The 25,453-nt window shown below is 59.9% G+C and carries 23 protein-coding genes; 3 read left to right on the top strand and 20 right to left on the bottom strand.

The features are described from left to right. Window positions 1-262: 262 nt before the first annotated feature. From IEX27_RS06315 to IEX27_RS06305, 3 genes are read right to left on the bottom strand one after another with little or no spacing between them, the layout of a single operon-like run. Entirely contained in the window at window positions 263-1,264 is a 1,002-nt protein-coding gene (locus tag IEX27_RS06315) for a 4-hydroxyproline epimerase (RefSeq protein WP_188720107.1), read from the bottom strand. A 4-nt stretch (window positions 1,265-1,268) separates the two neighbouring features. Further along, window positions 1,269-2,534, bottom strand: coding sequence for an NAD(P)/FAD-dependent oxidoreductase (locus tag IEX27_RS06310; protein ID WP_373869865.1), 1,266 nt, complete (start codon window positions 2,532-2,534; stop codon window positions 1,269-1,271). Window positions 2,535-2,547: 13 nt separating this feature from the next. Then, a complete protein-coding gene (locus tag IEX27_RS06305) occupies window positions 2,548-3,441 on the bottom strand; it encodes a dihydrodipicolinate synthase family protein (protein ID WP_188720105.1) in 894 nt (297 codons plus the stop codon). An 84-nt stretch (window positions 3,442-3,525) separates the two neighbouring features. On the opposite strand from IEX27_RS06305, the gene IEX27_RS06300 reads away from it, so the two are divergent. Then, window positions 3,526-4,212 (top strand): GntR family transcriptional regulator, encoded by a 687-nt coding sequence (locus IEX27_RS06300; protein ID WP_188720104.1) that lies wholly within the window; start codon window positions 3,526-3,528, stop codon window positions 4,210-4,212. Window positions 4,213-4,319: 107 nt separating this feature from the next. Here IEX27_RS06300 and IEX27_RS06295 read toward each other — a convergent pair whose 3' ends face one another. Continuing rightward, a complete protein-coding gene (locus IEX27_RS06295) occupies window positions 4,320-5,288 on the bottom strand; it encodes a flavin reductase (protein WP_188720103.1) in 969 nt (322 codons plus the stop codon). 303 nt (window positions 5,289-5,591) lie between these two features. Between IEX27_RS06295 and IEX27_RS06290 the strand changes: the two genes are divergently transcribed. After that, window positions 5,592-6,779, top strand: coding sequence for an FAD-dependent oxidoreductase (locus IEX27_RS06290; protein ID WP_188720102.1), 1,188 nt, complete (start codon window positions 5,592-5,594; stop codon window positions 6,777-6,779). Window positions 6,780-6,796: 17 nt separating this feature from the next. Here IEX27_RS06290 and IEX27_RS06285 read toward each other — a convergent pair whose 3' ends face one another. The 10 genes from IEX27_RS06285 to IEX27_RS06240 all read right to left on the bottom strand — a co-directional run bounded on the left by IEX27_RS06285 (window position 6,797) and on the right by IEX27_RS06240 (window position 15,489). After that, window positions 6,797-7,114 (bottom strand): hypothetical protein, encoded by a 318-nt coding sequence (locus tag IEX27_RS06285; protein WP_188720101.1) that lies wholly within the window; start codon window positions 7,112-7,114, stop codon window positions 6,797-6,799. Between the two features lie 97 nt (window positions 7,115-7,211). Then, window positions 7,212-8,138, bottom strand: a complete 927-nt coding sequence (locus IEX27_RS06280; protein WP_188720100.1) for a hypothetical protein — start codon at window positions 8,136-8,138, stop codon at window positions 7,212-7,214. Between the two features lie 164 nt (window positions 8,139-8,302). After that, window positions 8,303-9,214 (bottom strand): hypothetical protein, encoded by a 912-nt coding sequence (locus tag IEX27_RS06275; RefSeq protein ID WP_188720099.1) that lies wholly within the window; start codon window positions 9,212-9,214, stop codon window positions 8,303-8,305. 170 nt (window positions 9,215-9,384) lie between these two features. After that, window positions 9,385-10,551 (bottom strand): diphosphate--fructose-6-phosphate 1-phosphotransferase, encoded by a 1,167-nt coding sequence (locus IEX27_RS06270; protein ID WP_188720098.1) that lies wholly within the window; start codon window positions 10,549-10,551, stop codon window positions 9,385-9,387. Window positions 10,552-10,636: 85 nt separating this feature from the next. Continuing rightward, window positions 10,637-11,017 carry a hypothetical protein gene (locus tag IEX27_RS06265; protein ID WP_188720097.1) on the bottom strand — a complete coding sequence of 127 codons (381 nt, stop codon included), beginning with the start codon at window positions 11,015-11,017 and terminating at the stop codon, window positions 10,637-10,639. A 96-nt stretch (window positions 11,018-11,113) separates the two neighbouring features. Further along, on the bottom strand, window positions 11,114-11,941 hold the full coding sequence (locus IEX27_RS06260) for a ferredoxin--NADP reductase (protein WP_188720096.1): 828 nt from the start codon (window positions 11,939-11,941) through the stop codon (window positions 11,114-11,116). Between the two features lie 227 nt (window positions 11,942-12,168). After that, window positions 12,169-12,543: a 30S ribosomal protein S16 gene (gene rpsP, locus IEX27_RS06255; RefSeq protein ID WP_188720095.1), complete on the bottom strand. Its 375-nt coding sequence runs from the start codon at window positions 12,541-12,543 to the stop codon at window positions 12,169-12,171. A gap of 131 nt (window positions 12,544-12,674) precedes the next feature. Beyond that, a complete protein-coding gene (locus tag IEX27_RS06250) occupies window positions 12,675-12,980 on the bottom strand; it encodes a chorismate mutase (RefSeq protein WP_244630250.1) in 306 nt (101 codons plus the stop codon). Between the two features lie 20 nt (window positions 12,981-13,000). Further along, a complete protein-coding gene (gene ffh / locus IEX27_RS06245) occupies window positions 13,001-14,557 on the bottom strand; it encodes a signal recognition particle protein (protein WP_188720093.1) in 1,557 nt (518 codons plus the stop codon). A gap of 254 nt (window positions 14,558-14,811) precedes the next feature. Next, window positions 14,812-15,489: a DUF1236 domain-containing protein gene (locus IEX27_RS06240; RefSeq protein WP_188720092.1), complete on the bottom strand. Its 678-nt coding sequence runs from the start codon at window positions 15,487-15,489 to the stop codon at window positions 14,812-14,814. 134 nt (window positions 15,490-15,623) lie between these two features. Between IEX27_RS06240 and IEX27_RS06235 the strand changes: the two genes are divergently transcribed. Continuing rightward, window positions 15,624-16,445, top strand: coding sequence for a lytic murein transglycosylase (locus IEX27_RS06235; RefSeq protein ID WP_188720091.1), 822 nt, complete (start codon window positions 15,624-15,626; stop codon window positions 16,443-16,445). A gap of 104 nt (window positions 16,446-16,549) precedes the next feature. Here the strand turns inward: IEX27_RS06235 and IEX27_RS06230 are convergent, their stop codons facing one another. The 6 genes from IEX27_RS06230 to tkt all read right to left on the bottom strand — a co-directional run bounded on the left by IEX27_RS06230 (window position 16,550) and on the right by tkt (window position 25,357). Then, a complete protein-coding gene (locus IEX27_RS06230; RefSeq protein WP_188720090.1) occupies window positions 16,550-17,245 on the bottom strand; it encodes a helix-turn-helix transcriptional regulator in 696 nt (231 codons plus the stop codon). Between the two features lie 215 nt (window positions 17,246-17,460). Beyond that, the gene (locus IEX27_RS06225; RefSeq protein WP_188720089.1) at window positions 17,461-19,350 is read right to left on the bottom strand and encodes a propionyl-CoA synthetase; all 1,890 of its coding nucleotides are present in this window, start codon (window positions 19,348-19,350) and stop codon (window positions 17,461-17,463) included. A 398-nt stretch (window positions 19,351-19,748) separates the two neighbouring features. Beyond that, complete coding sequence (locus tag IEX27_RS06220; RefSeq protein WP_188720088.1) at window positions 19,749-20,771, bottom strand: class I fructose-bisphosphate aldolase; 1,023 nt, start codon at window positions 20,769-20,771, stop codon at window positions 19,749-19,751. Between the two features lie 95 nt (window positions 20,772-20,866). Then, window positions 20,867-22,063 carry a phosphoglycerate kinase gene (locus IEX27_RS06215; protein ID WP_188720087.1) on the bottom strand — a complete coding sequence of 399 codons (1,197 nt, stop codon included), beginning with the start codon at window positions 22,061-22,063 and terminating at the stop codon, window positions 20,867-20,869. A 197-nt stretch (window positions 22,064-22,260) separates the two neighbouring features. After that, window positions 22,261-23,268 (bottom strand): type I glyceraldehyde-3-phosphate dehydrogenase, encoded by a 1,008-nt coding sequence (gene gap / locus IEX27_RS06210; RefSeq protein WP_188720086.1) that lies wholly within the window; start codon window positions 23,266-23,268, stop codon window positions 22,261-22,263. A 103-nt stretch (window positions 23,269-23,371) separates the two neighbouring features. Further along, the gene (gene tkt / locus IEX27_RS06205) at window positions 23,372-25,357 is read right to left on the bottom strand and encodes a transketolase (protein WP_188720085.1); all 1,986 of its coding nucleotides are present in this window, start codon (window positions 25,355-25,357) and stop codon (window positions 23,372-23,374) included. Between the last annotated feature and the right edge of the window lie 96 nt (window positions 25,358-25,453).

The following is a 25,453-nucleotide window of genomic DNA, read 5'->3' as shown; positions in this document are numbered from 1 at the left end:
CGGAAATGTCGCATCATGCGCATTTCTTTTTGTTGTGCTCCCCTGTTGAACGATGTCGGGCGTTTTCGCCTCTTTCAGCATTCAACTTCGAACTATCCCCCGATGCTCAATGCATGGGAATGCTTGCAAGGTAATGGATTACATCTCCTCGGATTCAGAGAACTTCCTCTGTTCTCAACTCCCATTCCGGTCTCCCTTTCCGGTTCAGGGGGTCAGCCTAGTTTAATCAATTTAATCCATCAAGATAGAACATAGTAATCCATCAAGTGACGCTAAAACCATGCGCAAAGGGATCATCTTCATCAATGAAGATGGTGTTGAGCCCAGTCATCTTGGCCCAACCGCCGATGGAAGGAATAATCGCAGGAAGTTCACCAACTTTGGTTTCTGCCTCGATGCGGCCCTTGAAGACGGAGCCGATGATGGATTCATGATTGAAATCCGCGCCCGGCTTCAGTCTGCCCCTGCCATAGAGCTGCGCCATGCGGGCCGAAGTGCCGGTACCGCAGGGGGAACGGTCGATCGCCTTGTCGCCGTAGAAGACGGCGTTGCGCGCGGAATTCTCCGGGCTCTGTGCGGCACCCGTCCACATGATGTGGCTCAGCCCCCTGATGGAAGGCTGCTCGGGATGGACGAACTCGCGCATCGCGTTCAGCCGCTGGCGCAGGACGGGGCTCCAGCGGATGAAGTCTGCCGCCGTGTAGTCTGCCATGTCGCGGAAGTTCTCCTGCTCCTCGACAATGGCGTAGAAATTGCCGCCATAGGCGACATCGACCTTCAGCGTTCCGAGGTCAGGACATTCAACCTCGATATCCGTCGCGTACAGGAACGAGGGGACGTTGGTGATCCGCACTTCGCGGACGCGCCCACCCTCTTGCCGGTATTCGGCGACCACCAGACCGGCTGGTGCATCAATGCGCAGCGATCCCGGTGTCTTCGGCTGCACCAGGCTGTGCTCGATGGCGAAGGTCACCGTGCCGATCGTGCCGTGGCCGCACATGGGCAGGCAGCCGGACGTCTCGATGAAGAGAATGGCGACGTCGCAATCCTCGCGGGTCGGCGGGTAGAGGAAGGAGCCCGACATCATGTCGTGGCCGCGCGGCTCGAACATCAGCCCGGTGCGGATCCAGTCAAACTCTGCTAGGAAGTGCGCGCGCTTCTCCAGCATAGTGGTGCCTCGCAGATTGGGCGCTCCTCCCGCCACGAGGCGGACCGGGTTACCGCAGGTGTGACCGTCGATGCAGAAGAAGCTGTGGCGCATCAATCTCTTACCTCTTGAAACGGCTGGCCTTGAAGGGCTCGGTGTCTAGCGGCAGGTCCTGTTCGAGCACAAGGTCACGAATCAGGCGGGCAGTTGCCGCGGCCTGCGTCAGGCCAAGATGGCCGTGACCAAAAGCATAGAAGACATTCGGCGAGTGGCGTGAACGATCGATGACCGGCAGGGAATCCGGCAGAGAGGGGCGATAGCCCATCCACTGACGACCACCTTCAATCTTGAGGCCCGGCAGGAACGCGGCGGCTTTGCTTAGCATCGCCTGTGAGCGGGCAAAATTGGGTTGTCTACGTAATCCACCGAGCTCTACCGCCCCGCCTACACGAACACCTGTCGCGAGAGGTGTGACGACGAAACCGTGGCTCGGGAAAGTCAGCTGCCGGCGCACGTCGAAGGCGCCCGGCGGCAGCGTCGTGTTGTAGCCGCGCTCGGTCTCGAGCGGGATCGGATCGCCGAACACGCGCGTGAAGCGATGGGACCAGGCGCCAGCCGCTATGATCAGCTTTTGTGCCAGAAAGGTTCGGCCGTCGGCGGTGCGGACGGAAATCATTCCGCCATTCAGCTTCACCTCCGTCACATTGGCGGGGCTGAAGTTGGCGCCGGCACTTTCGGCATAGGTCCAGATCGCCTGTCCCAGCTGGCGCGGGTCGGCCACGGTCTTCCAGCCGGGCAGGAAGGTCGCGAAGCGGAAGCGGTCGGAGAGACCTGGCTGCAGCTCAGCTATCTCTCCACTACGAAGCGTGAGAAAGGGCACCTCGAAGCGGCGGCGGACCTCGTCCACCACCGACGATGCGGTGAACTCCGCTTCGCTGTCATAGAGCTCCAGCGCGCCATCCTCGCGCAGCATGTGCGTGAGGCTCGCACGTGACAGCAGGATCTGCCACTCGCGCTGGGCAAGCTTCATCAACTGGGCCTGAGCGGATACCGCCGTTTCGAACTGGGCTGGACGGGCCGCGAGCAAAAACCGCATCAGCCACGGCAGGAGCTTCGGAAAATAGGCGGGCGGGATGGCGAGCGGGCCAAGCGGGTCGGCGAGCCAGCCTGGAACCTTGCGCAGCATGCCCTTCTGGGCGAGCGGCAGGATGTCAGCAAACGCCAATGCTCCGGCATTGCCGGAACTCGTCTCCTCGCAAATGCCCGATCGGTCGATGACCATGACCTTGCGGCCAGCTTCGGCGAGGTAAGTCGCCGCGGTGACGCCGATGATGCCGCCACCCAGCACCAGGATTTCAGTCGTCACCGGGGGACTTTGTGGAGGCACTTTACGTTCCTTGTCAAAATTCGGGCAGCGCCGGCCGTTTGGCCAGCCGGTCGAGGATCGTGCTTTCGACCGCAGCCCGGCGTTCACCGCGAAGCGGCTGGCGAGGCATGCGGACGCGCTCGTTTGAGCCTATAGCATGAACTTCGGCAAGCTTGATGTTCTGAACAAGATAGGTTGATACATCCAGATCGAGCAGCGGACGGAACCAGCGGTAGATTTCCCGGGCTTCTTCCATGCGCCCTGCCTTGACGAGGCGATAGATCGCCACCGTCTCACGCGGGAAGGCTGTGACCAGGCCAGCCACCCAGCCATCAGCACCCATGGCAAGCGCCTCGTAGGCGAGATTGTCGACGCCAGTGAAGACGTCGAAACGGTCACCGAAGACATTGATGATGTCCGTGGTGCGTCGGATATCATCGGAGGACTCCTTGATCGCCACGAACAGGTCGTCCTTCGCGATCTCCTCAAGCATCGGGATGGTCACGTCGACGCGATAAGCGATGCGATTGGAGTAGATCATGACCGGCAGGCCCGAAGCCTCCGCCACCGCCCGCATCGTGTCGATCGTTTCCTGCGGGTCGGTGTGATATATCGGGCTTGGCACCAGCATCAATCCGTCGGCCTTGGCAGCGGCAGCCTTGCGAGCGAGCTCGACAGCATCGCGCGTCGCAGCCTCATTGATCGTCAGCAAAACTGACTTTCCGCCCGCAACGCCTTGAGCGATCTTCAGAATCGCGAGCTTCTCGTGCGTGCTCAGCATAGAGCCTTCACCGAGCGAACCGCCCATGATCAGGCCATCACATCCAGCTTCGATCAGGAGACTTATGCACCGCTCCATCTCCGCATGATCGATATGATCGTCAGGGGTGAACTTCGTGGTAACTGCCGGAAATACGCCACTCCACATTGAAAACCGCTCCCTATTGATATATCAGTGATATATTAAGAATTGGGTGTTGCTGTCAACGCGCATAGGATGCCATCTGGAGCAATGTACCACAACGCTAGCATATCAGGCTTCTTGAACGACCCGCTTCGACCCGAACGCGTGGCCGAAAAGGCATATCAGGCGTTGGAGCAACTGGTCGTCACGCTGCAATTGCCGCCGGGTTCGGTCACGACGGAAGGCGTTCTCATCGAGCGGCTAGACCTCGGGCGGACGCCCGTTCGCGAAGCGATTCAGCGGCTTGCCTGGGAAGGCCTGATGGAGGTGCGCCCGCGCGCGGGGATTGCCATAGCGGCCCTCAACACAACCGACTGGCTGAAGGTCATCGAGGCTCGTCAGTATCTGGAAATCACCCTCGCCAAGGCTGCCGCTCGGCTCGTCACACCCGAAACCGCATCGCGCTTCCATGAAGCAGCGCTCAACATGCAGCGCTCTGTCGTCGCCAACGACGTACTGGCCTATCTGGCAGCCGACAAGGAACTCGACGCTGCCGTCGCAAGTGCTGCGGACAATTCCTTTGCATCACGCGTAGTGGCGCCGCTCCAGACACACAGCCGCCGCTTCTGGTTTCGCTATCAGGCGGAGCGCAACCTCGCCTATGCCGCCGAGCAGCACGTTCGCATCATCAGCGCTATTCTGAATGGCGATGAAAAGGCCGCAGCGAAGGAAACCGACGCGCTGATGCGCATGCTGAAGAAGCAGGCCGAAGCCGCGTTCCGCCACACGGGGTGAACTTCGCCTACCGACGCGCTCTGCGCATCTTCAAGCAAACACGGTTATTTGATTGAACAAGGCTTGAGCCAGCCTAACTCGACAACGTATTAGAGCAAGGGTGGCCTTCAGTTTGCAGGGTCGTAGTTCTCGCGAATGAGCTTGTGCAGGATCTCCTTGACCTTCCGCTCGTCGGCGCGGCTCATGCCCGCCGTGATCTTGCGCTCAAACTCTCTGCGGGCGTGATTGAGCTGCTTTGCCACCTCGTTACCCGCCTCGGAGAGCGCGTAGCTGTCATTTCCGACCTCAACGATCAGCCCCTTCGACAGGAGAATGTCCAGCGCTTCCCTCGTCGCCCGTTCAACCAGGTGGCTGCGTTCCGTCAGACAGGCCTGAGAGATCGGTCCTTCCGTCTCGAGCGTGTAGATCACACGGCTTTCGGCAAGGGTAATGCCATGCTGCGCACGGTAGGTCTCGAACTGGGCGGACAGCACATGATGGGCGAAGTAAAGCAGCGTCGGAAGCGGCAGGTCTTCGCGCTCCACCACCTGCTCGACCTGCTGGGCCGGGCTCACCTTCAACAGCGGATGCTCGTCGGCCACACCGTAGCGGCCCTGAACATAGAGAAGCGCGTCGCCGTCCGTGTAGGAATAGCGCTCCACGCGGCCAACCATGATGATGTGATCGCCGCCATCGTAGATGCGGTCTGTAGCGCATTCGAGCGTAGAAATCGCACCTTCAACCAGCGGAACGCCGTTGAGCCCCCTGCGCCAGGCAACGTTCTCGAACTTGTTTTCAGAGGAGCTCGCGAAAGCCTGGGAGACCTCCAGCTGGTTTGCACCCAGGATCGATACGGCAAAATGCGAGGCGCTCTCAAAGATGGAGAAGCTCCGCGAAGTTCTTGCGATCGACCAAAGGATGAGCGGCGGATCAAGCGAGAGGGAGGAGAAAGAATTCGCCGTTACGCCTGCCATCCGCCCATCTGACTCAGTTGTCACGACGGTTACGCCGGTCGCAAACTGACCCAGGGCCCTGCGGAATGCCCGCGTATCGTCACGCGGATCTCCGGAGATTTCGGCTACATCAGATACGGTCATCCAGACAAATTCCCTGATCGAATTTCAAGGCGATAAACGCCGCAGCGGGCATCTCGATCGCCATGCGCGAACACGTAGTTCAATCTACCCACGCCTGCCACCCCCTTGATGCATCAAGAACAAGTGGAAATCTCGCGCACCATCTCGAGTCGCGGTCCCGAAAGGCCTATCAGGCGGCTGAAGCGCTCCAGTTCATTAGCCGGAAAATCCTGAAGGTGACCTGAGTTGCTGGAAGACGATCCACGTCGTCGGATCCAACCTGCAACCAACAAACATCGACGCTTCATACTGCGAGGTAAACGCGTGAGCGAACAGCGTGTAATCATTGCCGGCGCCGGACCGGTCGGCATGGTCGCGGCTGCCCGTCTGGTTCAGGCGGGTATTCCGGTGACCGTGCTTGAAGCCGGCGACGGTATTTCACGACTGTCTCGCGCGTCCACCTTTCACCCGCCAACACTCGACATGCTCGACGACCTGGGCGTGGCATCGTCGCTGATGGAGGAGGGTCTTGTTGCGCGCAACGTACAATATCGCTCCAAGCACGATGGCTTGCTCGGACGTTTTGACTTTGCCGAAATTGCCGACCACACGCGTCACCCATTTCGATTGCAATGCGAGCAATGGCGGCTCTGTGAAATCCTTCTGGAATATCTGCGCTGCTCGCCGCTGTTCCAGATGCACTTCAACAGCCAGGTTCGTTCCACGTTTCAGAATGATCGTGGGGCTGGCGTCATCCTTGCGGACGGCACGCGGCAGGTGGGGCGGTGGGTGATCGCTGCGGATGGCGCAAGTTCGGCCATCCGGCAGTACCTCGGCATCCCATTCGAAGGGTTCACCTGGACAGAACGGTTCCTCGTCCTCACTACGCCGGAGGATCTTGCGCGCCGTATTCCGGAACTGGACAGCGTTTCCTATGTATCGCACCCGGAAACGTGGCATTCCTTCCTGCAGATCCCAGGGCACTGGCGCGTGATGTTTCCTGTTCCAGTGGGGATACCAGATACAGAGGCGTTCGAGGATTCATTCGGCGAAGCTCTTCTTCACGGCGTTCTGCCGGAGCTGGTCGACCTCGAAATTTCGCATCGGACGCTTTATCGCGTGCATCAGCGGGCTGCCTCCACATTCCAGCAGGGCCGCATCTTCCTCGCAGGCGATGCAGCGCACATAAGCAACCCGCTTGGCGGTATGGGCATGAACGCCGGTATTCACGATGCCGTAAACCTAACCGGGTGGATGATCTCGGTGTGGAATGAAGGAGCGCCGGAAAAAGAGCTTGAGCGCTACGATCTGCAACGGCGCCGCGTGACGGAAGAGTACATCCAGACGAGCACTATTCAGAACAAGCTGGACCTGGAGGCGGCCACGCCACAAGACCAGGCGATCTTCCGCAAGACGATGGAGGATCGGATGGCGGATCAGGCCTCCCGCCGCGAGTTCCTGCTCGGCATCAGCATGATCAAGGCGCTCGATCGTGCCGAGCAGCTCGGCTGACAGACTGGATTTCGGCCCTAAACGCCCTGCCCCACGGTGGTGATGGACGTATCATCCCAGGCTTCACCGGCAGCCAGAAGGCAGCTGACACCATCTACGTCGGTGGTCAGGATGGTCCAGCTCCCGTGGTCGGAGACGAAGACCTCCATTACGGCATCTTCACCAAGCAGGCCGATGGCCTTCTGGGATTCTGCAAACTGCATTCCAAGCTGCTGAACAACATCCTCACGGGGGCCGCAAATCTGGGTCTCGGTGACAGCGGTGGTCGATTGCGAAAACAATCCTACCGTGGTCAGGACCATCAGTCCTAACCCACTCTGTACTATCCTGTTCATCTCAGCCTCCTGTCGCGTCTTTGCGGCGACATGTATGAGACTATAACAACCGCGATTGCTCAGCGTTCCATTCAAATGTTAGCGACTGCCCAATGGGTCAGCGAAGTGTGGCCGCTTCGTCATTCGGAGTAGCGCCGCAGAGCGCGGATATAACCTTAGCTGTACCGTCCGGAGCCACGAGGATGCGGGTGTCGAAGGCGGGCGCCTGCAGGAAGGTCGTCTGCTCCTGGTTGCCCAGCATCCATTCGGAGCTGAAGCTGGCGTAAAGCTCGATATCGTTGCCGATCTTCGTCATCTGGTACGTCGTCTGCCCATGCCCCCTGATCTGGAGCAGGTCATAGGCCATGGGCAGTCCGTGGAGCTCGAGTGACGACTGAATCATCATGGCAAAGAGTTTCTGGTACGTGATCACTTCGAGCGCACCGAGCTGCTCTGGCGAAGCATGCAATCGGCCGGAGATTGCAGTCTTGAGGCTTCTCAACCTTGCAAGGTCACCCGCCCTATCGGCGTCCATGTGCGGAATCTCACTGCCATCAACCATGTAGATCGCACGCCCGAGATCCCTTACAAGCTCGCCCTGAAAACGGCACCTGGCATCGGGATCGGACCAGGCTTCGGAGATATCCTTGTTGAGCTTCTCTGCAAGGATATCGCCACTGCAGAGTTCGACCGAATGGGTGAAAGATGGGATGCCCGAGCCGTAGTCGATCCTGAGTTCATAGCCGAACGGCATCATTTCGACCGTGAATCGATCGACATAACCGCCACCGACCAGGTTCTTCAGGGCAAAATACGCCACAGCCTTATCGCGATCTGTCGCGCTGGGGTCATAGAGCGTAAACAGATGGCTCTTGGCTTCACGCACATTCGTCCTGCAAAACCAATCCTTGATCGTATCCCAGATCCGTTCGATCGTGCGGGCAATCGAAGGCCGGTCACTCTGCCCGGCGCTGGCAGCCTTGATATCGGATGGGTTGAGCGAAATATCGAAGAAACGGCCCTGGATCCCGAGTACTGTAGCCATGAAACAACCTGCAATATCTAAAAACCAATGGCGTACACTCACGCCTATGGGTTCAAGCTAAATTGTTTCATTCGGTACACTGTCTCAAAAATGACAGCAGGCAGAGGGTTGCTACCTGACGGAACAGATGCCGTCAGGCCTTTTCTTGATGATCTTGCAGCTCCTTACTTCCGGACTGGATCAATGCCTATCACTGCCGATAGAACCGTTGCCTTGCCATCTGAATCTATCAGTATCTGGGTATCGTACACCGGGGCGAGGAGCATAGGCGATTGGGGGCCGGCGATAGCTTCCAGTTGCCTCCTGAGCTCAGAGCCCTTGATATCGGATTGCCATTGCGTTGTTGAACGAGCATGCATGATGACGCCACCCTTCTTGTCCGAAAAGAAGTTGAAGCTTGTCTCCCCCTTCCCTCCAAAGTGCATCAATTGACTGGGATCGAGAACCTCGCAGGATGAATATATAAGTAGGGCAAAGAGCTTCTGGGAGGCGATGGCAATGGCTGCCTGCTTCTGCTTTTCATTTCCCGGAATATTGCCAATCGCTTCCCCGAACGTGGTCAGCGGGGGCTCTTTGTCGGTGAAGCGAATCGGTTCCGAGCGAAGGCGGTAACTGCTGCGACCAAAATCCTTCTGCAACGCTTTCTCGTACTTGGCTCGCTCCGTCGCGTCCGTGATGCTCCAGCGCGTATAATCATTCAGAGTTTTGGTCAAACGAACCGGATCGCAGATCTGAACCGAAAAGGAGTAGGGCTCCAGCCCACCGCCGTACTTTATCTCGAGTGAATAGCCAAACGGTTCAATGGTAACGACAAACCGGTCCTGATAGGCGGGCGCCACAAGAGCCTTGAGCTTGAAAAAACTTTCCGCCTTCTCGCGCGGCGAGGCCTCGGCATTGTACAGAACAGCCAGATTGTCCTTAGCCTGAACATAGTTCGTTCCAAGAAACCAGTCGGTGATGTGGTCCCAGACACGGTTTAGCTTGGCACCAAGCGTGTCCGGTTTCTGCGCATAACGGATATCAGTCTGAGATACCTGCAGGTCCCCAACTTTACTTGCCATATAAAATGCAATCACAGCGGAATAACTCCAACTATACGAATGTAAAATAAATATTATTCAGAATAAAATTACCGAAGATTATTGGTAACAAGACATTAAAAGGCAAAACGACGGCACTTGCGCGCCGTCGAGTCTTTTATCTTCAGGTTGTGCAGAACTTGTCCTGATAATGACAGGGTGAAAGCTCACACGAAGGGCTTTGCTACCTGATAGCGGCGCGGCACAAGGCGCTCGAAATACTTGACGCCTTCGGCTGAAAGCCTGTTCTGGTCCGGGTCGAGAATGCTATCCGGCATGTGCTGCGTCTTGCCTGCCACCTGATCCAGCGGAACGTTCCTGAAGATGGTCTTCGAGCCATCGAACTGAAGAGCAACCGACGTGCTTCCCTGCTCGGCAAAGCGCACTGCAGCAGCACCAGCGGCGAAGGCCTCACGTGCATCCACTTCGTTTAGCGTAGCAATGTTGCCGCGCGGCAGGTAACCGAACGTATCCACGCGGGCGCGCTTGCCCGGCAGATCCTCGGCCAGCATGCGTTCCACAGCAGCACCAAGATCGGTGCCAGAGAGTTTTACGTTGCCGTGCTGGTCGCGCTCCAGCTTTTCCGCCGGCACCAGCGTTTCCACCAGCGAACGGCCATCCGCGCCCGAAACGCCCTCGGACATGGCAACCACGCAGCGGCCGTGCCGTGACATCGCGGACTTCACGTCATCGATGAAGTGCTGACGATCAAACGCACGCTCCGGAACATAGATCAGATGCGGACCGCTTTCCTCGTCCATCGACCATGCTGCCGATGCCGCTGTCAGGAAGCCAGCGTGCCGGCCCATGACGATGCCGACATAGATGCCGGGAAGCGCATGGAAATCGAGATCGACGCTCAGGAATGCGCCGGCAACAAATTCCGCGGCCGAAATGAAGCCCGGCGTGTGATCGTTCAGAACCAGGTCATTGTCGATTGTCTTCGGCGCATGGATACAGGCGATCTGCCTAGCTGAGGCCTTGCTCAGGATGCCCTGGGTTCCCGCCGTATCGTTGCCGCCGATGTAGATAAACGCGTCTGCACCGATGTGCTGCAGGGTCTTCAGAACCGTTGCGCAATAGGCCTCGTCGGGCTTGTCGCGCGTGCTGCCAAGGGCTGCACTTGGCGTCCCCGCAATTGCCCTGAGCTCGGTTTCAGAGAGCTCCGAAAGGGGCACGAGGTTGCCGTCGCGCACGCCTCGGATGCCGTGCAGAGCGCCCAGAACCCGGGCCTTGGGATAGAGCTTCCGCGCCTCAAGCACGGCGCCAACAACGGTCTGGTTAATCACAGCGGTTGGACCGCCGCCTTGTGCAATTACAAATGTTTCCGCCATGGCTACTCTCTCTCGCTTGCTTGGTTATCTATAGCACGCGAGAGCAGTCCGCCACCATGTTCGAAGCTCTTGACGCTCTCGAAACTCAAGCTTGTTTGGGATCGTCCAGAACGAGGTCGTGCTGAATGATCGCGGCATCTGGTCCGATGAAAAGCCAGATGGACAGGTGGCTGGGTTCCTGCCGTTCTACAAAATGCTTCTGATAAGGTTCGGCAGCGAGGTTTTTGAGTTCGCGGAAAGCGGAGAGCTTCTCGGCATCCGTGCTCTCCGCCGAGTAAAGCTTCAACAGGCAATCCTTCGCTGCGCCAACCTTTGTGCCGCAGAACCAGTCCTTGATCGCCGTCCAGGCCTTTTCGATCATGGACCTCGACGAACCTTTCTCCGCCGACAAACGAAGTGCCCTGAAGTCGGTATGATCGATACCAGCACAGGAGCTGCGACCTGGAACCATCAAAAGGTTAGCCATGGGCAATTCTCCGTCTACAAGGAAATGTAGCGGAGTAATTACCCTCCAACGCCCTTTAATCCTGTAACGAAAGTGACTCCGTTGGAGCGATTGGGCTTAGCCTACGAACGCGCGCTCAACCACGAAATCGGCAGGCTCGGAATTGGAGCCTTCCTTCAGCCCCGCCTTCTCCACCAATTCCTTGACGTCCTTGATCATGGCCATGGAGCCGCAGATCATGACGCGGTCAACCTCGCGGTTGAGGGGTTCTGTCCCCAGAGCTTCAAACAGGCGGCCGTTCTCGATCAGGGTCGTAATGCGGCCCATTTCGGGTGAGGCTTCGCGGGTCGTGGAAGCGAAATGCTTCAGGCGCCCTTCCGTCAGCTCGCCGATCAGCGGATCTTCACGCGTGTCCGCGATCAGTTCCTCGCCATACTTCAACTCCGCGACGTCGCGGCAGGTATGGGTGAGGATGACCTCGTCGAATTTTTCGTAGGTCTCCGGGTCGCGCACGAGGCTCGCGAAAGGCGCGATGCCGGTGCCGGTCGAGATCATGTAGAGACGCTTACCCGGCAGCAGCGCATCGTGCACAAGCGTGCCGGTTGACTTCTGGCGCATCAGAACGGTGTCGCCGGGCTGGATCTTCTGCAGATGCTGGGTCAGCGGACCGTCGGCAACCTTGATGGAGAAGAACTCGAGCTCCTCGTCCCACGAGGGGCTTGCGATCGAATAGGCGCGGAAAACGGGCTTGGCAGCGTTTGGCAGGCCGATCATGACGAACTCGCCGGAACGGAAGCGAAAGCTTTGCGGCCGTGTGATACGGAAGGCGAAAAGATTGTCCGTGTAGTGCGTGACGGAAATCACGCGCTCGGCAAACACGCCAGCCGGAATCGGAAACTCGACCGTCTGGTCCTCGGTGGCGCTACCTGGCACTGCAATGTTCATATGCTGCCTTCCGTTCAATCCTATGCCCGAGACTAATACAGCAGACGTAACCCACCGCCCTGCCGGACGGAAGGATTCTCATCCCATTTTCTTCGGGAACGAAGAATATCCTGCATGGATATGGGGTGCGGCACGGGAATGTTCAAACGCCATGCCTGCCACGACGTTCCAAATAAAAAAGGCAGGCGACGGAGACCGCCACCTGCCTTTTCGAAATCGGGAAGCGATTACTCGCTGGCAGCAGCTGCTTCTGCAGCGGCCTTGGCATCTTCCTCAGCCTTGCGGGCTGCAGCAAGACGCTCCTGAGCCTTCTGGCCAGGCTCAGCCTTCTTCGGGTTGTTACGCTCCGGACGCTTGGCAATGCCAGCCTGGTCGAGGAAGCGCAGAACGCGGTCGGTCGGCTGTGCACCCTGGGCGATCCAGTGCTTGATGCGCTCTTCGTTCAGAACGACGCGGTCTGCATCCTTGGCGAGCATCGGGTTCCAGGAGCCCAGCTCTTCCAGGAAACGGCCATCGCGCGGTGCGCGGGCGTCAGCGAGAACGACGTGGTAGAAGGGACGCTTCTTGGAGCCTGCGCGAGCAAGGCGGATCTTAAGGGACATTGTATTTTCCTTTCATTCAACACGTAGGCAGGTCACCCTGCCGATTAGAAGCGCAATTCCTCACGCCTTTTTCTTGTTTGAGGCTCGCATCGAAGCCGCCGGGAGAGCAGTGCGGGCGATCCTCGGTTAGCCTAGTTTCCCGCCGATGCACGCTCTTCAGCGATCGCCTCGTGATGACGGATCACCTCGCGAGCGATGAAGGTCAGGATCTTTTCGGCAAAGTCCGGATCGAGATGTGCTTCATCAGCCAGACGCCGCAGGCGGGCGATCTGCTGCTGCTCGCGCTGCGGGTCTGCAGCTGGCATCTTGTTGGCAGCCTTCAGCGCGCCCACCGCCTTGGTGCAGCGGAAACGCTCGGCCAGAATATGAATGAGTGCAGCGTCCAGGTTATCGATGGAAGCCCGATACTCCAGGAGCTTGGCTCTTGCTTCGTCCATGCCAGTGCTCATTTTCCCCCTCACTTCTTTCTCGGCAAGCCGGGGAACCCGGCACCCGGCAGGCCCGGAAGACCGGGCATTCCCCCGCCCGGTAGTCCTGGCATTCCCTTCGGCAGGCCGCCGGGCATTCCGCCCGGGCCGCCCAGCTGCTTCTGCAGCGCCTCAAGCTGCTTCGGATCCATCTTTGACAGATCCGGCATGCCGCCACCAAGGCCGCCGAGGCCCATCTTCTGGGCCATGCCGCCAACGAGGCCGCGCATCATGCCGCCCTTCTTGCCCTTGCCGCCCATGGCCTTCATCATGTCGGCCATGCCACGGTGCATCTTCAGCAGCTTGTTGATCTGGGCTGCGTCGGTGCCGGAACCGGCAGCGATGCGCTGCTTGCGGCTGTGCTTCAGCAGATCCGGATTGGAACGTTCGGCCGGGGTCATCGACTGGATGATGGCGATCTGACGGGCGATCACCTTGTCGTCCATGCCGGCGCCTGCCAGCTGATCCTTCATCTTGGCCATGCCTGGCATCATGCCCATGATGCCGCCGAGGCCACCCATGCGCTGCATCTGGCGAAGCTGCTCGGCGAGGTCGTTCAGGTCGAACTTCCCCTCCTGCATCTTCTTGGCCATTGCAGCGGCCTGTTCCTGATCGATGGTCTGCGCAGCCTTCTCGACCAGGCTGACGATGTCGCCCATGCCAAGGATGCGGTCGGCGACGCGGCGCGGATGGAACTCGTCCAGCGCGTCCATCTTTTCGCCAACACCGATCAGCTTGATCGGCTTGCCGGTAACGGCGCGCATCGAGAGCGCTGCACCGCCACGACCGTCGCCGTCCATGCGGGTCAGCACGATACCGGTGATGCCAACGCGCTCGTCGAAATTGCGGGCGAGATTGACGGCGTCCTGACCGGTGAGCGAGTCGGCGACCAGCAGAACTTCGTGCGGAGCCGAGACCTGATGGATGCCAGCCATCTCCACCATCAACGGCTCGTCGATGTGCGTGCGGCCGGCGGTATCGAGAATAACAACATCGTAGCCGCCGAGCTTCGCGGCCTGCACAGAGCGGCGGGCGATCTCGGTCGGCGACTGGTCGGCGATAATCGGAAGCGTGGAAACGCCGGTCTGCTCGCCGAGCTGCTTCAGCTGCTCCTGGGCGGCCGGACGGCGCGTGTCGAGCGAGGCCATCAGGACCTTCTTGCCCTGGCGCTCGGTGAGGCGCTTGGCAATCTTGGCCGTGGTGGTGGTCTTACCGGAGCCCTGCAGACCGACCATCATGATGACGACAGGGGCCGGGGCATTGAGGCTGATCGTCTCGCCCTCGGAGCCGAGCATCTCGATAAGCTCGTCGTGGACGATCTTGACGACCATCTGGCCGGGCTTGACCGACTTCAGGACGGTCGCGCCGACAGCCTTCTCGCGGACGCGGTCGGTAAAGGAGCGAACGACGTCGAGCGCGACATCGGCCTCGATCAGAGCCCGGCGCACTTCACGCAATGCTGCGGAAACATCGGCTTCCGACAGGGCTCCCCGCCCAGTCAGGCCGTTCAGGATGGCGCCTAGGCGTTCCTGGAGGTTCTCAAACATTCGCGCTCCTTTGGATCTCGTGATGCGGAATAACCGTCCACGAGAGGTAATGCATTCGCGCGCAAGATTAAACAGAGAGCAAAGCCAAAATGCACCCGGGGGCGCCACGCGCTGCCGGGTGTTGACCTCCGGGATCGGGTCCCGGTCGGCTGCTCAGAGTCTAAACTCGTCGCGAAAGTCGTGTCTCTAAACAGGAAACGGGCCGAAGAGTCAAGTCTCCGGCCCGTTTCCGAGATCAATCAGTTTCAGTCAGCTTAGCGCATCACATAGACGATGCGGCGGCTATCGGGTTCGACAAGAACCGGCTGGCCGTTCACGGACACATAGCGGTACTCGTAGTTCGGGATTTCCTGAACCTGGACGGTCTCGGGAAGCGATGCGCCGACGACGACTTCGCCTTCAAGATAAACGGGCTCAGGACGATGTTCCTGAACGTAGGTCACCACCTCCTGTGGCGGAGTGATCGTGTCGACAGTACCGCCGGCAATCGCGCCGGCTGCGCCACCAACGGCTGCACCAACCGGTCCACCGATGATTGCACCGGCGATAGCGCCCGTAGCAACGCCCGTCAGAGCGCCGGCGTTGTTCTCGCCCGTGCTGGCGGTCGTCTCATAGGTGACTGTCGGAACGGTCGACTGACGCTCGGTCAGGACAACCGTCTGCTGATCAGCGGAAGTGACGAGGTAATCGGAGTAGGCCCAGCCTTCAACGCCATTGGCCGTAACCTGGCACCACTTGCTGCCTTCGATACAGCCGGAAACTGTAGCTTGTCCCGATGCCATGATTGCACCGACTACCGGGTACTGGGGGCCTGGCCCTGCCCGCACGTTAAGATCGGTCACGGCTTCTGCCGTCACCTGTGCGCCTGCCGAGCCAGCCACAGCTACAAGAGCAACTGCCGCAAGTGCACTTTTTGCAAGTGCTGCCATCATGTTTCCATTCTCCTTTTGTTAGTCGCTGATCAAACTAAGGCGACGTTAATTCGTTCCATGTTATCTACGGGCTTGACTCCTGAATTTACTTCAGGCGCATAGCCTTCAACCCATGAGTGCTTACGGAGTTCGGCATGAACCTAGGCGGCAAAGCGCGCTTATTCGCAGCAATCTTTTTATCCAGCGTATTCACTGCAGGCGCGGCCAGTGCAGCCACGTGCGGCAATGACGCAAGCGGGTTTGAACGTTGGAAGACAAGCTTCTCGCAGGAAGCTGCGGCACGTGGCGTTGGACAGCGCGCGCTGAACGCGCTCGCGGGCACGACCTACGCGCGCAAGACGATCGCGGCCGACCGTGGCCAAAAGAGCTTCAAGCTCTCACTTAACGAATTTATGCAGAAGCGTGGCTCTGCAACCATTGTTTCGCAGGGCAAGAAGCACAAGGCGCAGAAGGCATCGCTGTTTGCAGCGATCGAGCGCCAGTATGGCGTTCCTGCCGGTCCGCTGATCGCCATCTGGGGCATGGAAACCGGCTTTGGCCGCTTCCTGGGCGACCAGAACACGATCTCGGCCGTGGCGACGCTGGCATATGATTGCCGCCGTTCAGAGTTCTTCACCGACCACCTCTACGCAGCCCTGCAGCTGATCGATCGCGGTATCCTGACGCCGCAGGCGGTCGGTGCTGCTCATGGCGAGATCGGCCAGACGCAGTTCCTGCCCGGAAGCGTGCTGAAGTACGGCGTGGATGGTGACGGCGACGGCCGCATCGACATGGTTCGTTCGACAGCTGATGCTCTCGCCTCGACCGCGAACTTCCTGCGTGCGCATGGCTGGCGCCCGGGTGCCGGTTATCAGGAGGGTGAACCGAACTTCGCCGCTATCCAGGGCTGGAACGCCGCAACGGTGTACCAGCAGGCCATTGCGCTCATGGGTCGGGATATCGACGGCGCACGCTAATTTAGATCAAGACGCGTGTGGAAAACCTATCACCGCGCGCTCAAGTTTATGTGAAAAGCGGCACCCAAGGGCGCCGCTTTTTTATTTGGCGAGAATGGCGTCGGTTACATCCCGTTTCCGTGCCGCAACTCCATGCAGCGATAAAAATCGGCCAGCTGCTTGCCCCGCTCGGGACGGAACGTCCTGCCCGCATCCTCAAGGATGACAATGCGATCGAGCCGGAAGGTGCGGAAGCTCTCCCGCAACTCGCACCAGCCGACGAGCGTCCAGACCTTGCCCCAGAACCAGAGGCCCAACGGGCGGACGGTGCGCTTGGTGATGTTCTCCTGCTCGTCGCAGTAGTCGAGCCGCAGTACCCGCCGGTCCTCCACCGCACGTTCCAGCACGTCGATGATCTGCCGCTCAGCATCGCTGATGCCCCAGCTCGGCGTATGGATCTCAGTCTTGGAAATGCGGTCCTTTTCGGTGTCGGGAAGAACAGCGCGGATCTTGACCAGCGCCTCTTCCGCCGCACGCGCCATGGCCGCGCCACCGAAGGCGCGCACCATGCGCGCTCCAGCCACCAGAGCCACGATCTCATCACGCGTGAACATGAGTGGCGGAAGCTCAAAGCCATCACGCATCAGGTATCCGACACCTGCCTCGCCATCGATCGGGACACCCGTCGACTGGAGATCCGCGATATCGCGATAGATGGTACGGTCTGACACTTCCAAACGTTCTGAAAGCATGCGCGCGGTGACGAGACGGCCACCGCGCAAATGCTGCACGATCTGAAACAATCGATCTGCGCGTCGCATCTGAACCGATCCCCTTCAATTCAGTTTTTGGCGCAGCTGTCAGGGCCCGGCATGATGCGGGTCCAGCAGCGCTTCATATCCAAGACGCTGATCCAGCACCCATCCCGACATGAGGTGAGAAAATTCGTGCGAATCCCCGTCGTTTCGCGGCGCAATTTGCACAACCCCTCCTGACAACGTTATGTCAGGAGCCTGTCAGTGGTGAAACGCTGCGGTCACCTCTTGCGTAGCGCCTCCTCGATCTCGGTGAGGATCGCCGGATCGTCGATGGTGGTCGGCATCGTCCAGTCACGCCCATCGGCGATCTTCTGCATGGTGGCGCGCAGGATCTTGCCGGAGCGCGTCTTCGGCAGGCGCTTGACCGCAATCACCTCCTTGAATGCGGCAACGGGTCCGATCCGGTCGCGCACCATGGCAATCAATTCACGCTCCACTTCGCGGAAGTCACGGTCGAAGTTCGCCCGCAGAACGACGAAGCCACAGGGCGTCTGGCCTTTCATCTCGTCGGCAACGCCCACAACGGCACATTCCGCGACGTCCGGATGCTCGGCCACGACTTCTTCCATGCCGCCGGTCGAGAGGCGATGGCCGGCGACGTTGATGATGTCGTCGGTGCGCGCCATGATGAAGAGGTAGCCATCCTCGTCGATGTATCCCGCGTCGGCCGTCTTGTAGTAGCCCTTGAAGTCGTGAAGGTAGGACGAGAAGAAGCGATCGTCCGCATTCCAGAGCGTGGGTAGCGCTCCCGGCGGCATCGGCAGGCGGATGACGACATTGCCGAGCGTGCCCGGCGCACTCTGGTGACCGTCGTCGTCCAGGATCTCGATGGCGTAACCTGGCATGGGAACACCCGGCGAACCGTACTTTACCGGCAGCAGCCCAAGCCCGACCGGATTGTGGCTGATCGGCGCTCCGGTTTCGGTCTGCCACCAGTGGTCGATGACGGGAACCTTGAGCTGCCTTTCGGCCCACTTGATCGTTTCCGGATCAGCGCGCTCGCCCGCCAGGAACAGGGTGCGCAGGTTCGAAAGATCCCGTTGGCGGATGAACTCGCCCTCGGGATCGGCCGTGCGGATGGCGCGGAAGGCCGTCGGCGCGGTGAAGAGGGCTGCAACCTTGTGCTCCTCGATCACGCGCCAGAAGGTACCGGCGTCAGGCGTACCAACGGGCTTGCCTTCAAACAGGACTGTCGTGCAGCCATGCAGCAGCGGCGCATAGACAATGTAGGAGTGCCCAACCACCCAGCCGACGTCCGAGGCGGCCCAGAACACTTCGCCGGGCTTGATGCCGTATTCGTGCTCCATGGTCCATTTCAGCATGACCATGTGGCCGCCGTTGTCGCGCACAACGCCCTTCGGTGCACCGGTCGTGCCCGACGTGTAGAGGATGTAAAGCGGATCGGTCGGCGCCACCGGAACGCAGGGAACGCTCTCGCCACGTGCCGCATCCATCGCCTGGCGCATGTCGATGTCACGGCCGTCCATCAGCCCGCACTGCTGTTGCTCACGCTGGAGGATGACACAGGCGGACGGCTTGTACGTTGCGAGTTCGATCGCCTTGTCGAGCAGCGTCTTGTAATCGACAACTCGACCGGGCTCGATGCCACAGGAGGCGGAGACAACCACCCTGGCTTCCGCGGCATTCAGGCGGACGGCAAGTTCAGGCGCGGCAAAGCCGCCGAAGACGACCGAGTGCACAGCGCCAAGACGCGCGCAGGCGAGCATCGCAAACAGCGCTTCCGGCACCATCGGCATATAGATGATGACGCGGTCGCCCTTCTCGACGCCCTGCTGGCGCAGAACGGCGGCAAGCGCCTGCACTTCCGATTGAAGCTCGGCGTAGGTGAACTTCTTCTGCCTGCCGGTGATGGGGCTGTCGTAAATCAGCGCAAGCTGGTCGGCGCGGCCTTCCTCGACGTGACGGTCAACAGCGTTGAAGCACGTATTGCACTCGCCACCGACGAACCATCGGCCATAGACGCCCTGTTCAGGATCGAAGACTTTCTCGTAGGGGGAGAACCAGCGAAGCTCATCAGCCGCATGCGCCCAGAACTGATCCGGATTGTCCTTCCACTCGCGATACACATCATGATAACGCGATGCCATGCTTCTCCTCCTAACCCTGCCTTTCCTGCCTCAATGGCCGAAAGGACAAGGAGATCATTGTCCTGCTTTGACAAGTGAACAAATTCGGGTGAAAGAAATCAACCTCAAAACGCAGGACATCAGATCCCCGTATGGCGACAAAAGTTCTTTCATATCTGATCATCGCCATGATGATCCTGCATATCATACGCCCTCTTGGGCTTCCTGGCCTCAGGAAACGCAGCGATTTCTGGAAGTTGGCTGTGGTCGCGCTCATCGCTATGGGTGCGACAGTACTACTGAGCCACGGATAATCTTTCCACTCCAGAACATATCAAGTTCAACCGAGACGATTATCGGCAAAAACAAAAAAGGCGCACGATTGCTCGCGCGCCTTTAGAATCAAAGTGAAACGCTGATTAAGCAGCCTTCTCTAGGTCCAGCTTCCACTGGCCGGTAGCAGCGAGGCTGTTCATGCGGGCGCGGTGCGCGAAGGCGGCCTGGCCAGCAGCGACATTCTCAGCCTTACCACCCCAAGCCTTAAGCGCAGCAGCCTGCAGGGCGCGGCCGTAGGAGAAGGTCAGCGGCCAGGACGGGTTGTGCAGCTCATTCATCAGCGACAGATGCGCGGTTGCTTCCTCGTCGGACTGACCGCCGGAGAGGAAGGCGATGCCGGCAACGGCAGACGGAACGGTCGACTTGAGGACGCGAACGGTCTTCTCGGCGACTTCCTCACGCGATGCCTTGCGTGCGTTCTTGCCGTCGATGACCATGTTCGGCTTCAGGACCATGCCCTCAAGGCTGACGCGTGCGTCGTAAAGCTCATCGAAAACCGTGTTGAGAACGAACTCGGTAACCTCGTAGCAGCGGTCGATCGAGTGGTCGCCCGGCTCGCCGTCCATCATGATTTCCGGCTCAACGATCGGAACGATGCCGGCTTCCTGGCAAAGCGCAGCGTAGCGGGCGAGCGCCTGCGCGTTCTGGCGAACGGCACCACGGGTCGGCAACACGTCGGAGATATTGATAACGCCGCGCCATTTGGCAAAGCGTGCGCCGAGCTCGTAATACTCGTTCAGGCGCTCACGCAGGCCGTCGAGGCCTTCGGTAATCGACTCGCCCGGGAAGCCAGCGAGCGGCTTGGAACCAGCATCGACCTTGATGCCTGGAACGGCACCAGCAGTCTTGATGAGTTCTACGAGCGGTGTGCCGTCCTTGGCGCTCTGGCGCAGGGTCTCGTCGTAAAGGATCACGCCGGAGATGTAATCCTTCATCGCATCGGCGCGGAACAGCATCTCGCGGTAGTCACGACGCGTGTCAGCGGTCGATTCAGCTCCGATCGTGTCAAAGCGCTTCTTGATCGTGCCCGTGCTCTCGTCCGCAGCAAGGATACCCTTGCCCGATGCCATCATGCGGGCTGCAATGTCTTCAAGACGTTCGCTCATCTTTTCGCGTCTCCTTCTCTCATTTCATTCCTGCCTAGCAGACACCAAAGACAAACGGAATGATGCTGGTTTCTCTTAAATCGATATAGCTCTGGTTACTTGCTCAATGCCGCGACGCCAGGCAGAACCTTGCCTTCCATCCACTCAAGGAACGCGCCACCGGCGGTCGAAACATAGGTGAACTTGTCGGCAGCGCCGGCATGGTTGAGTGCGGCAACCGTGTCGCCACCGCCAGCCACCGAGACCAGCGCACCGGCTTCCGTGCGGGCAGCAGCGTAGTTAGCCGCCGCGACCGTTGCACGGTCGAAGGGCTCGATCTCGAAAGCGCCGAGCGGGCCGTTCCAGACGAGCGTCTTGGCCTTGTCGAGCCAGGCTTCGACGTTCTTCACGCTTGCCGGACCCGCGTCGAGGATCATGGCATCGGAAGGCACAGCGGAGACGTCGACCGTCTCGTTCTCCGCGCCAGCCTTGAACTCACGCGCCACGACCGCATCAACCGGCAGGACGATGGAACAGCCTGCTGCTTCCGCATCGCGCAGGATCTGGCGCGCAGTATCGGCGAGGTCGTGCTCACAGAGCGACTTGCCAACCTCAACGCCCTGGGCGGCCAGGAACGTGTTGGCCATGCCGCCGCCGATTACCAGCGCATCGACCTTACGTACGAGGTTCGACAGGAGGTCGATCTTGGTGGAAACCTTGGCGCCGCCAACGATGGCGAGCACCGGGCGTTCCGGATTGCCGAGACCCTTTTCCAGCGCCTCAAGCTCTGCCTGCATGGTGCGGCCAGCGTAAGCCGGTAGCAGACGGGCCAGACCCTCCGTGGAAGCGTGGGCGCGGTGCGCAGCAGAGAAGGCGTCGTTGACGTAGGTATCGCCGTTTGCGGCAAGCGCCTTGGCGAACTCCGCGTCGTTCTTCTCTTCACCGGCATGGAAGCGGGTGTTTTCGAGCAGCAGGATGTCGCCGTTGTTGAGCGCTGCGATGGCGCTGGCTGCTTCATCGCCAATGCAGGAGGTTCCGAAGGCGACCTTGCGGCCGAGAACAGCTTCGACAGCGCCGGCCACCGGCTTCAGGGAGTCTTCCTCGACGACCTTTCCCTTGGGGCGGCCGAAGTGTGCGAGAAGGATTACCTTCGCGCCCTTGTCGGAAAGTTCGCGAATGGTCGGAGCCACGCGTTCGATGCGGGTGGTATCGGAAACCGCGCCGTCCTTCACGGGAACGTTCAGGTCCACGCGCAGAAGAACGCGCTTACCCGCGATGTCTTGAAGATCGTCCAGGGTCTGGAAGCCGGCCATTACTGCCTCACTATGCTAAGCTTATCGTCGGTGGCGAAAATACAGGGCATCGCGCAGTTAACAAGCCCGGTAGCTGTGCTTGGTTGCAAGTGAATCGATTATATTTTTCAGATGCTTGAGTCTGTGTTGTCGCGGCAAAGAAAAACGCGCCCGGCGGGGTGCCGAGCGCGTCAGGGAATGTCGTTCCCGAAGGAAATTTAGAGGGTCTTGCCGATCTCCACGGCCACGTCGGCCATGCGGTTGGAGAAGCCCCACTCGTTGTCGTACCAGGACATGACGCGGACGAGATCGCCTTCGATGACCTTGGTCTGGTCCAGAGCGAAGGTCGACGAAGCCGGGTTGTGGTTCATGTCCATCGAAACCAGCGGCTCGTCCGTGTAGGCCAGAACGCCCTTCAGCGCGCCATCAGCGGCAGCGACCAGAGCAGCGTTGACTTCCTCAACGGTAACCTTGCGCTTCGGCACGAACTTGAAGTCGATGACCGAAACGTTCGGGGTCGGGACGCGGATGGAAACACCGTCCAGCTTGCCCTTGAGCTCCGGCAGAACCAGGCCGACGGCCTTGGCAGCACCGGTGGAGGTCGGGATCATCGACATGGCGGCTGCACGGGCCCGGTAGAGGTCCTTGTGCATGGTGTCGAGGGTCGGCTGGTCGCCCGTGTAGGCGTGAACCGTCGTCATGAAGCCCTTTTCGATGCCGAAGGCGTCGTTCAGGACCTTGGCAACCGGTGCAAGGCAGTTGGTGGTGCAGGAGGCGTTCGACAGAACGATGTGCTCGCTCGTGATCTTGTCGTGGTTGACGCCGTAGACAACGGTCAGGTCGGCATTGTCAGCCGGAGCCGACACCAGAACGCGCTTCGCGCCACCCTGGAGGTGAGCCGAAGCCTTCTCCTTGGACGTGAAGATGCCGGTGCACTCGAGAACGATGTCGACGCCGAGCTCGCCCCACGGCAGCTTGGACGGATCACGCTCAGCAAACACCTTGAAGGAGTCCTCGCCAACGCGGATGGTGTCGCCATCAACGACAACCTTGCCGGGGAAGCGGCCGTGCACGCTGTCGTAGCGCAGCAGGTGAGCGTTGGTCTCAACTGGACCAAGGTCGTTGATCGCGACGACATCGATGTCCTTGCGGCCCGATTCATAGATGGCGCGAACCACATTGCGTCCAATGCGGCCGAATCCGTTGACGGCTACTTTAACGGTCATGAACTACCTCCGACGAGCGTTTAACACCGCATCTGCTGAGCGGCGGAGTGGCTTAGAGTTGTCAAACCCCTGGAACCGATACGATCCCAGGGGGAAGGGTTTATCAGGCAAGGCGCTGTTCGACTGCCGAAACCACAGCGTCGGCGGTGATGCCGAAGTGCTTGTAGAGATCCGGCGCGGGTGCGCTGGCGCCGAAGCCGGTCATGCCGACGAAGATGCCATCGATGCCGATGAAGCTGTCCCAGCCCATACGGATGCCCGCCTCGATCGCAACGCGAACCGGCGCATCACCGATGATTGCCTTGCGGTATTCCGGCGTCTGCAGCTCGAAGAGCTCGAAGCACGGTACCGAAACAACGCGGGTCGGGATGCCACGAGCCTCAAGAGCCTCGCGGGCCTTCACAGCGATCTCGACTTCCGAGCCCGACGCAAAAATCGTGACCTTGGCGGCATCGCTGGCCGAACGCAGCTCGTAGGCGCCGCGGGCCGACAGGTTTTCTTCCTCGAAATCGATGCGCACCGGTGCGAGCTTCTGACGGGTCAGGGCGAGCGTCGAAGGGGTCTCGGCCGATTCAACGGCAACCTGCCAGCACTCCGCCGTCTCAACCGTGTCGGCCGGGCGGAAGACGAAGTGGTTCGGGATCGCACGAAGGGCAGCCATGTGCTCCACCGGCTGGTGGGTCGGGCCGTCTTCACCGAGACCGATCGAGTCATGGGTCATGACGAAGATCGAGCGGATGCCCATCAGCGAAGCAAGACGCATGGACGGACGAGCGTAGTCCGAAAAGCACATGAACGTACCGCTGTAGGGGATGATGCCGCCATGGAGCGCCATGCCGTTCATGGCCGCAGCCATGCCGTGCTCGCGGATGCCGTAGTGAATGTAACGGCCCGAGAAATCGTCCGGCGTAACCGGCTTCGTCTGGCTCGTCTTGGTGTTGTTCGAGCCGGTCAAGTCAGCGGAACCGCCGATCATCTCCGGAACAGCTTCGTTGATGACTTCGAGCGCCATCTCGGATGCATTACGCGTCGCGACGGCTGGCGGGTTGGCTGCCAGCTTGCGCTTGTAGTCGACAATCGCGCTTGCGAAAGCTTCCGGCAGGTCGCCCCGCATGCGGCGCTCGAACTCTGCGCGGGTTTCCGCATCAGCAGCAGCAAGGCGCTTCTCCCATGCACCACGCTCCTTGACGGAACGCAGGCCAGCGAGACGCCACTCGTCCAGAATGTCGGACGGAACTTCAAAGGGCTCCGCCGTCCAGCCGAGGGCCTGGCGGGTTGCCTTGACCTCGTCCGCGCCGAGCGGCGATCCGTGCACCTTGTTCGTGCCTGCCTTGTGGGGCGAACCGAAACCGATGGTCGTGCGGAAGGCGATCATGGTCGGACGATCGGAGTTGCGGGCAGCCTCGATGGCAGCCGCAATGGCTTCCGGATCATGGCCGTCGGCGCGCATCGTGTTCCAGCCGGAAGCGGCGAAACGTGCGCACTGATCGGTGGAGTCGGAGAGCGAAACCGGACCGTCGATGGAAATGTTGTTGTCGTCGAAGAGAACGATGAGCTTGTTCAGCTTCAGGTGGCCGGCAAGCGCAATGGCCTCCTGGCTGATGCCTTCCATGAGGCAGCCGTCGCCCACCAGAGTGTAGGTGTAGTGGTTGACGAGGTCGTCACCGTAGCGGGCGCTCAGCAGGCGTTCTGCCATGGCCATGCCGACGGCATTGGCGATACCCTGGCCGAGCGGGCCGGTCGTCGTCTCGATGCCTGCGGCGTAGCCGTATTCCGGATGGCCGGCCGTACGCGAGCCGAGCTGACGGAAGTTCTTGATCTCATCGATCGTGATGTCTTCGTAGCCGGTCAGGTAGAGCAGCGAATAAAGCAGCATCGAACCATGGCCGGCGGAAAGAACGAAGCGGTCGCGGTCCGCCCACTTCGGGTTCTGCGGGTCATGCTTCAAGAAGCGGGTGTAGAGAACAGTGGCAATGTCAGCCGCACCCATCGGGAGTCCCGGGTGGCCAGAGTTCGCCTTCTCTACGGCATCCATGGATAGGAAGCGAATTGCATTCGCCATCCGGTCGTGTTTTTCGCGTGAGGTCATGTCTGCTCGCTGATCGCTGATCGCTGCCGGTCTGCTCAGGCAATGGCCCGCCTGAATTAGCTCGCGGACACATAGCAGGTGCTCCGCATGAGTCAA

Source organism: Nitratireductor aestuarii (assembly GCF_014641695.1).
In the GTDB taxonomy this organism is placed as follows: Bacteria; Pseudomonadota; Alphaproteobacteria; order Rhizobiales; family Rhizobiaceae; genus Chelativorans; species Chelativorans aestuarii.
This window is presented reverse-complemented; position numbering and strand designations above follow the sequence as displayed.

Coding starts and splice junctions, on each gene's coding strand:
- IEX27_RS06305 (WP_188720105.1), bottom strand. CDS start 3,441: ATGTGGAGTGGCGTATTTCCGGCAGTTACCACGAAGTTCACCCCTGAC.
- IEX27_RS06300 (WP_188720104.1), top strand. CDS start 3,526: ATGTACCACAACGCTAGCATATCAGGCTTCTTGAACGACCCGCTTCGA.
- IEX27_RS06295 (WP_188720103.1), bottom strand. CDS start 5,288: ATGACCGTATCTGATGTAGCCGAAATCTCCGGAGATCCGCGTGACGAT.
- IEX27_RS06285 (WP_188720101.1), bottom strand. CDS start 7,114: ATGAACAGGATAGTACAGAGTGGGTTAGGACTGATGGTCCTGACCACG.
- IEX27_RS06280 (WP_188720100.1), bottom strand. CDS start 8,138: ATGGCTACAGTACTCGGGATCCAGGGCCGTTTCTTCGATATTTCGCTC.
- IEX27_RS06270 (WP_188720098.1), bottom strand. CDS start 10,551: ATGGCGGAAACATTTGTAATTGCACAAGGCGGCGGTCCAACCGCTGTG.
- IEX27_RS06265 (WP_188720097.1), bottom strand. CDS start 11,017: ATGGCTAACCTTTTGATGGTTCCAGGTCGCAGCTCCTGTGCTGGTATC.
- IEX27_RS06260 (WP_188720096.1), bottom strand. CDS start 11,941: ATGAACATTGCAGTGCCAGGTAGCGCCACCGAGGACCAGACGGTCGAG.
- rpsP (WP_188720095.1), bottom strand. CDS start 12,543: ATGTCCCTTAAGATCCGCCTTGCTCGCGCAGGCTCCAAGAAGCGTCCC.
- IEX27_RS06250 (WP_244630250.1), bottom strand. CDS start 12,980: ATGGACGAAGCAAGAGCCAAGCTCCTGGAGTATCGGGCTTCCATCGAT.
- ffh (WP_188720093.1), bottom strand. CDS start 14,557: ATGTTTGAGAACCTCCAGGAACGCCTAGGCGCCATCCTGAACGGCCTG.
- IEX27_RS06240 (WP_188720092.1), bottom strand. CDS start 15,489: ATGATGGCAGCACTTGCAAAAAGTGCACTTGCGGCAGTTGCTCTTGTA.
- IEX27_RS06235 (WP_188720091.1), top strand. CDS start 15,624: ATGAACCTAGGCGGCAAAGCGCGCTTATTCGCAGCAATCTTTTTATCC.
- IEX27_RS06230 (WP_188720090.1), bottom strand. CDS start 17,245: ATGCGACGCGCAGATCGATTGTTTCAGATCGTGCAGCATTTGCGCGGT.
- IEX27_RS06225 (WP_188720089.1), bottom strand. CDS start 19,350: ATGGCATCGCGTTATCATGATGTGTATCGCGAGTGGAAGGACAATCCG.
- IEX27_RS06220 (WP_188720088.1), bottom strand. CDS start 20,771: ATGAGCGAACGTCTTGAAGACATTGCAGCCCGCATGATGGCATCGGGC.
- IEX27_RS06215 (WP_188720087.1), bottom strand. CDS start 22,063: ATGGCCGGCTTCCAGACCCTGGACGATCTTCAAGACATCGCGGGTAAG.
- gap (WP_188720086.1), bottom strand. CDS start 23,268: ATGACCGTTAAAGTAGCCGTCAACGGATTCGGCCGCATTGGACGCAAT.
- tkt (WP_188720085.1), bottom strand. CDS start 25,357: ATGACCTCACGCGAAAAACACGACCGGATGGCGAATGCAATTCGCTTC.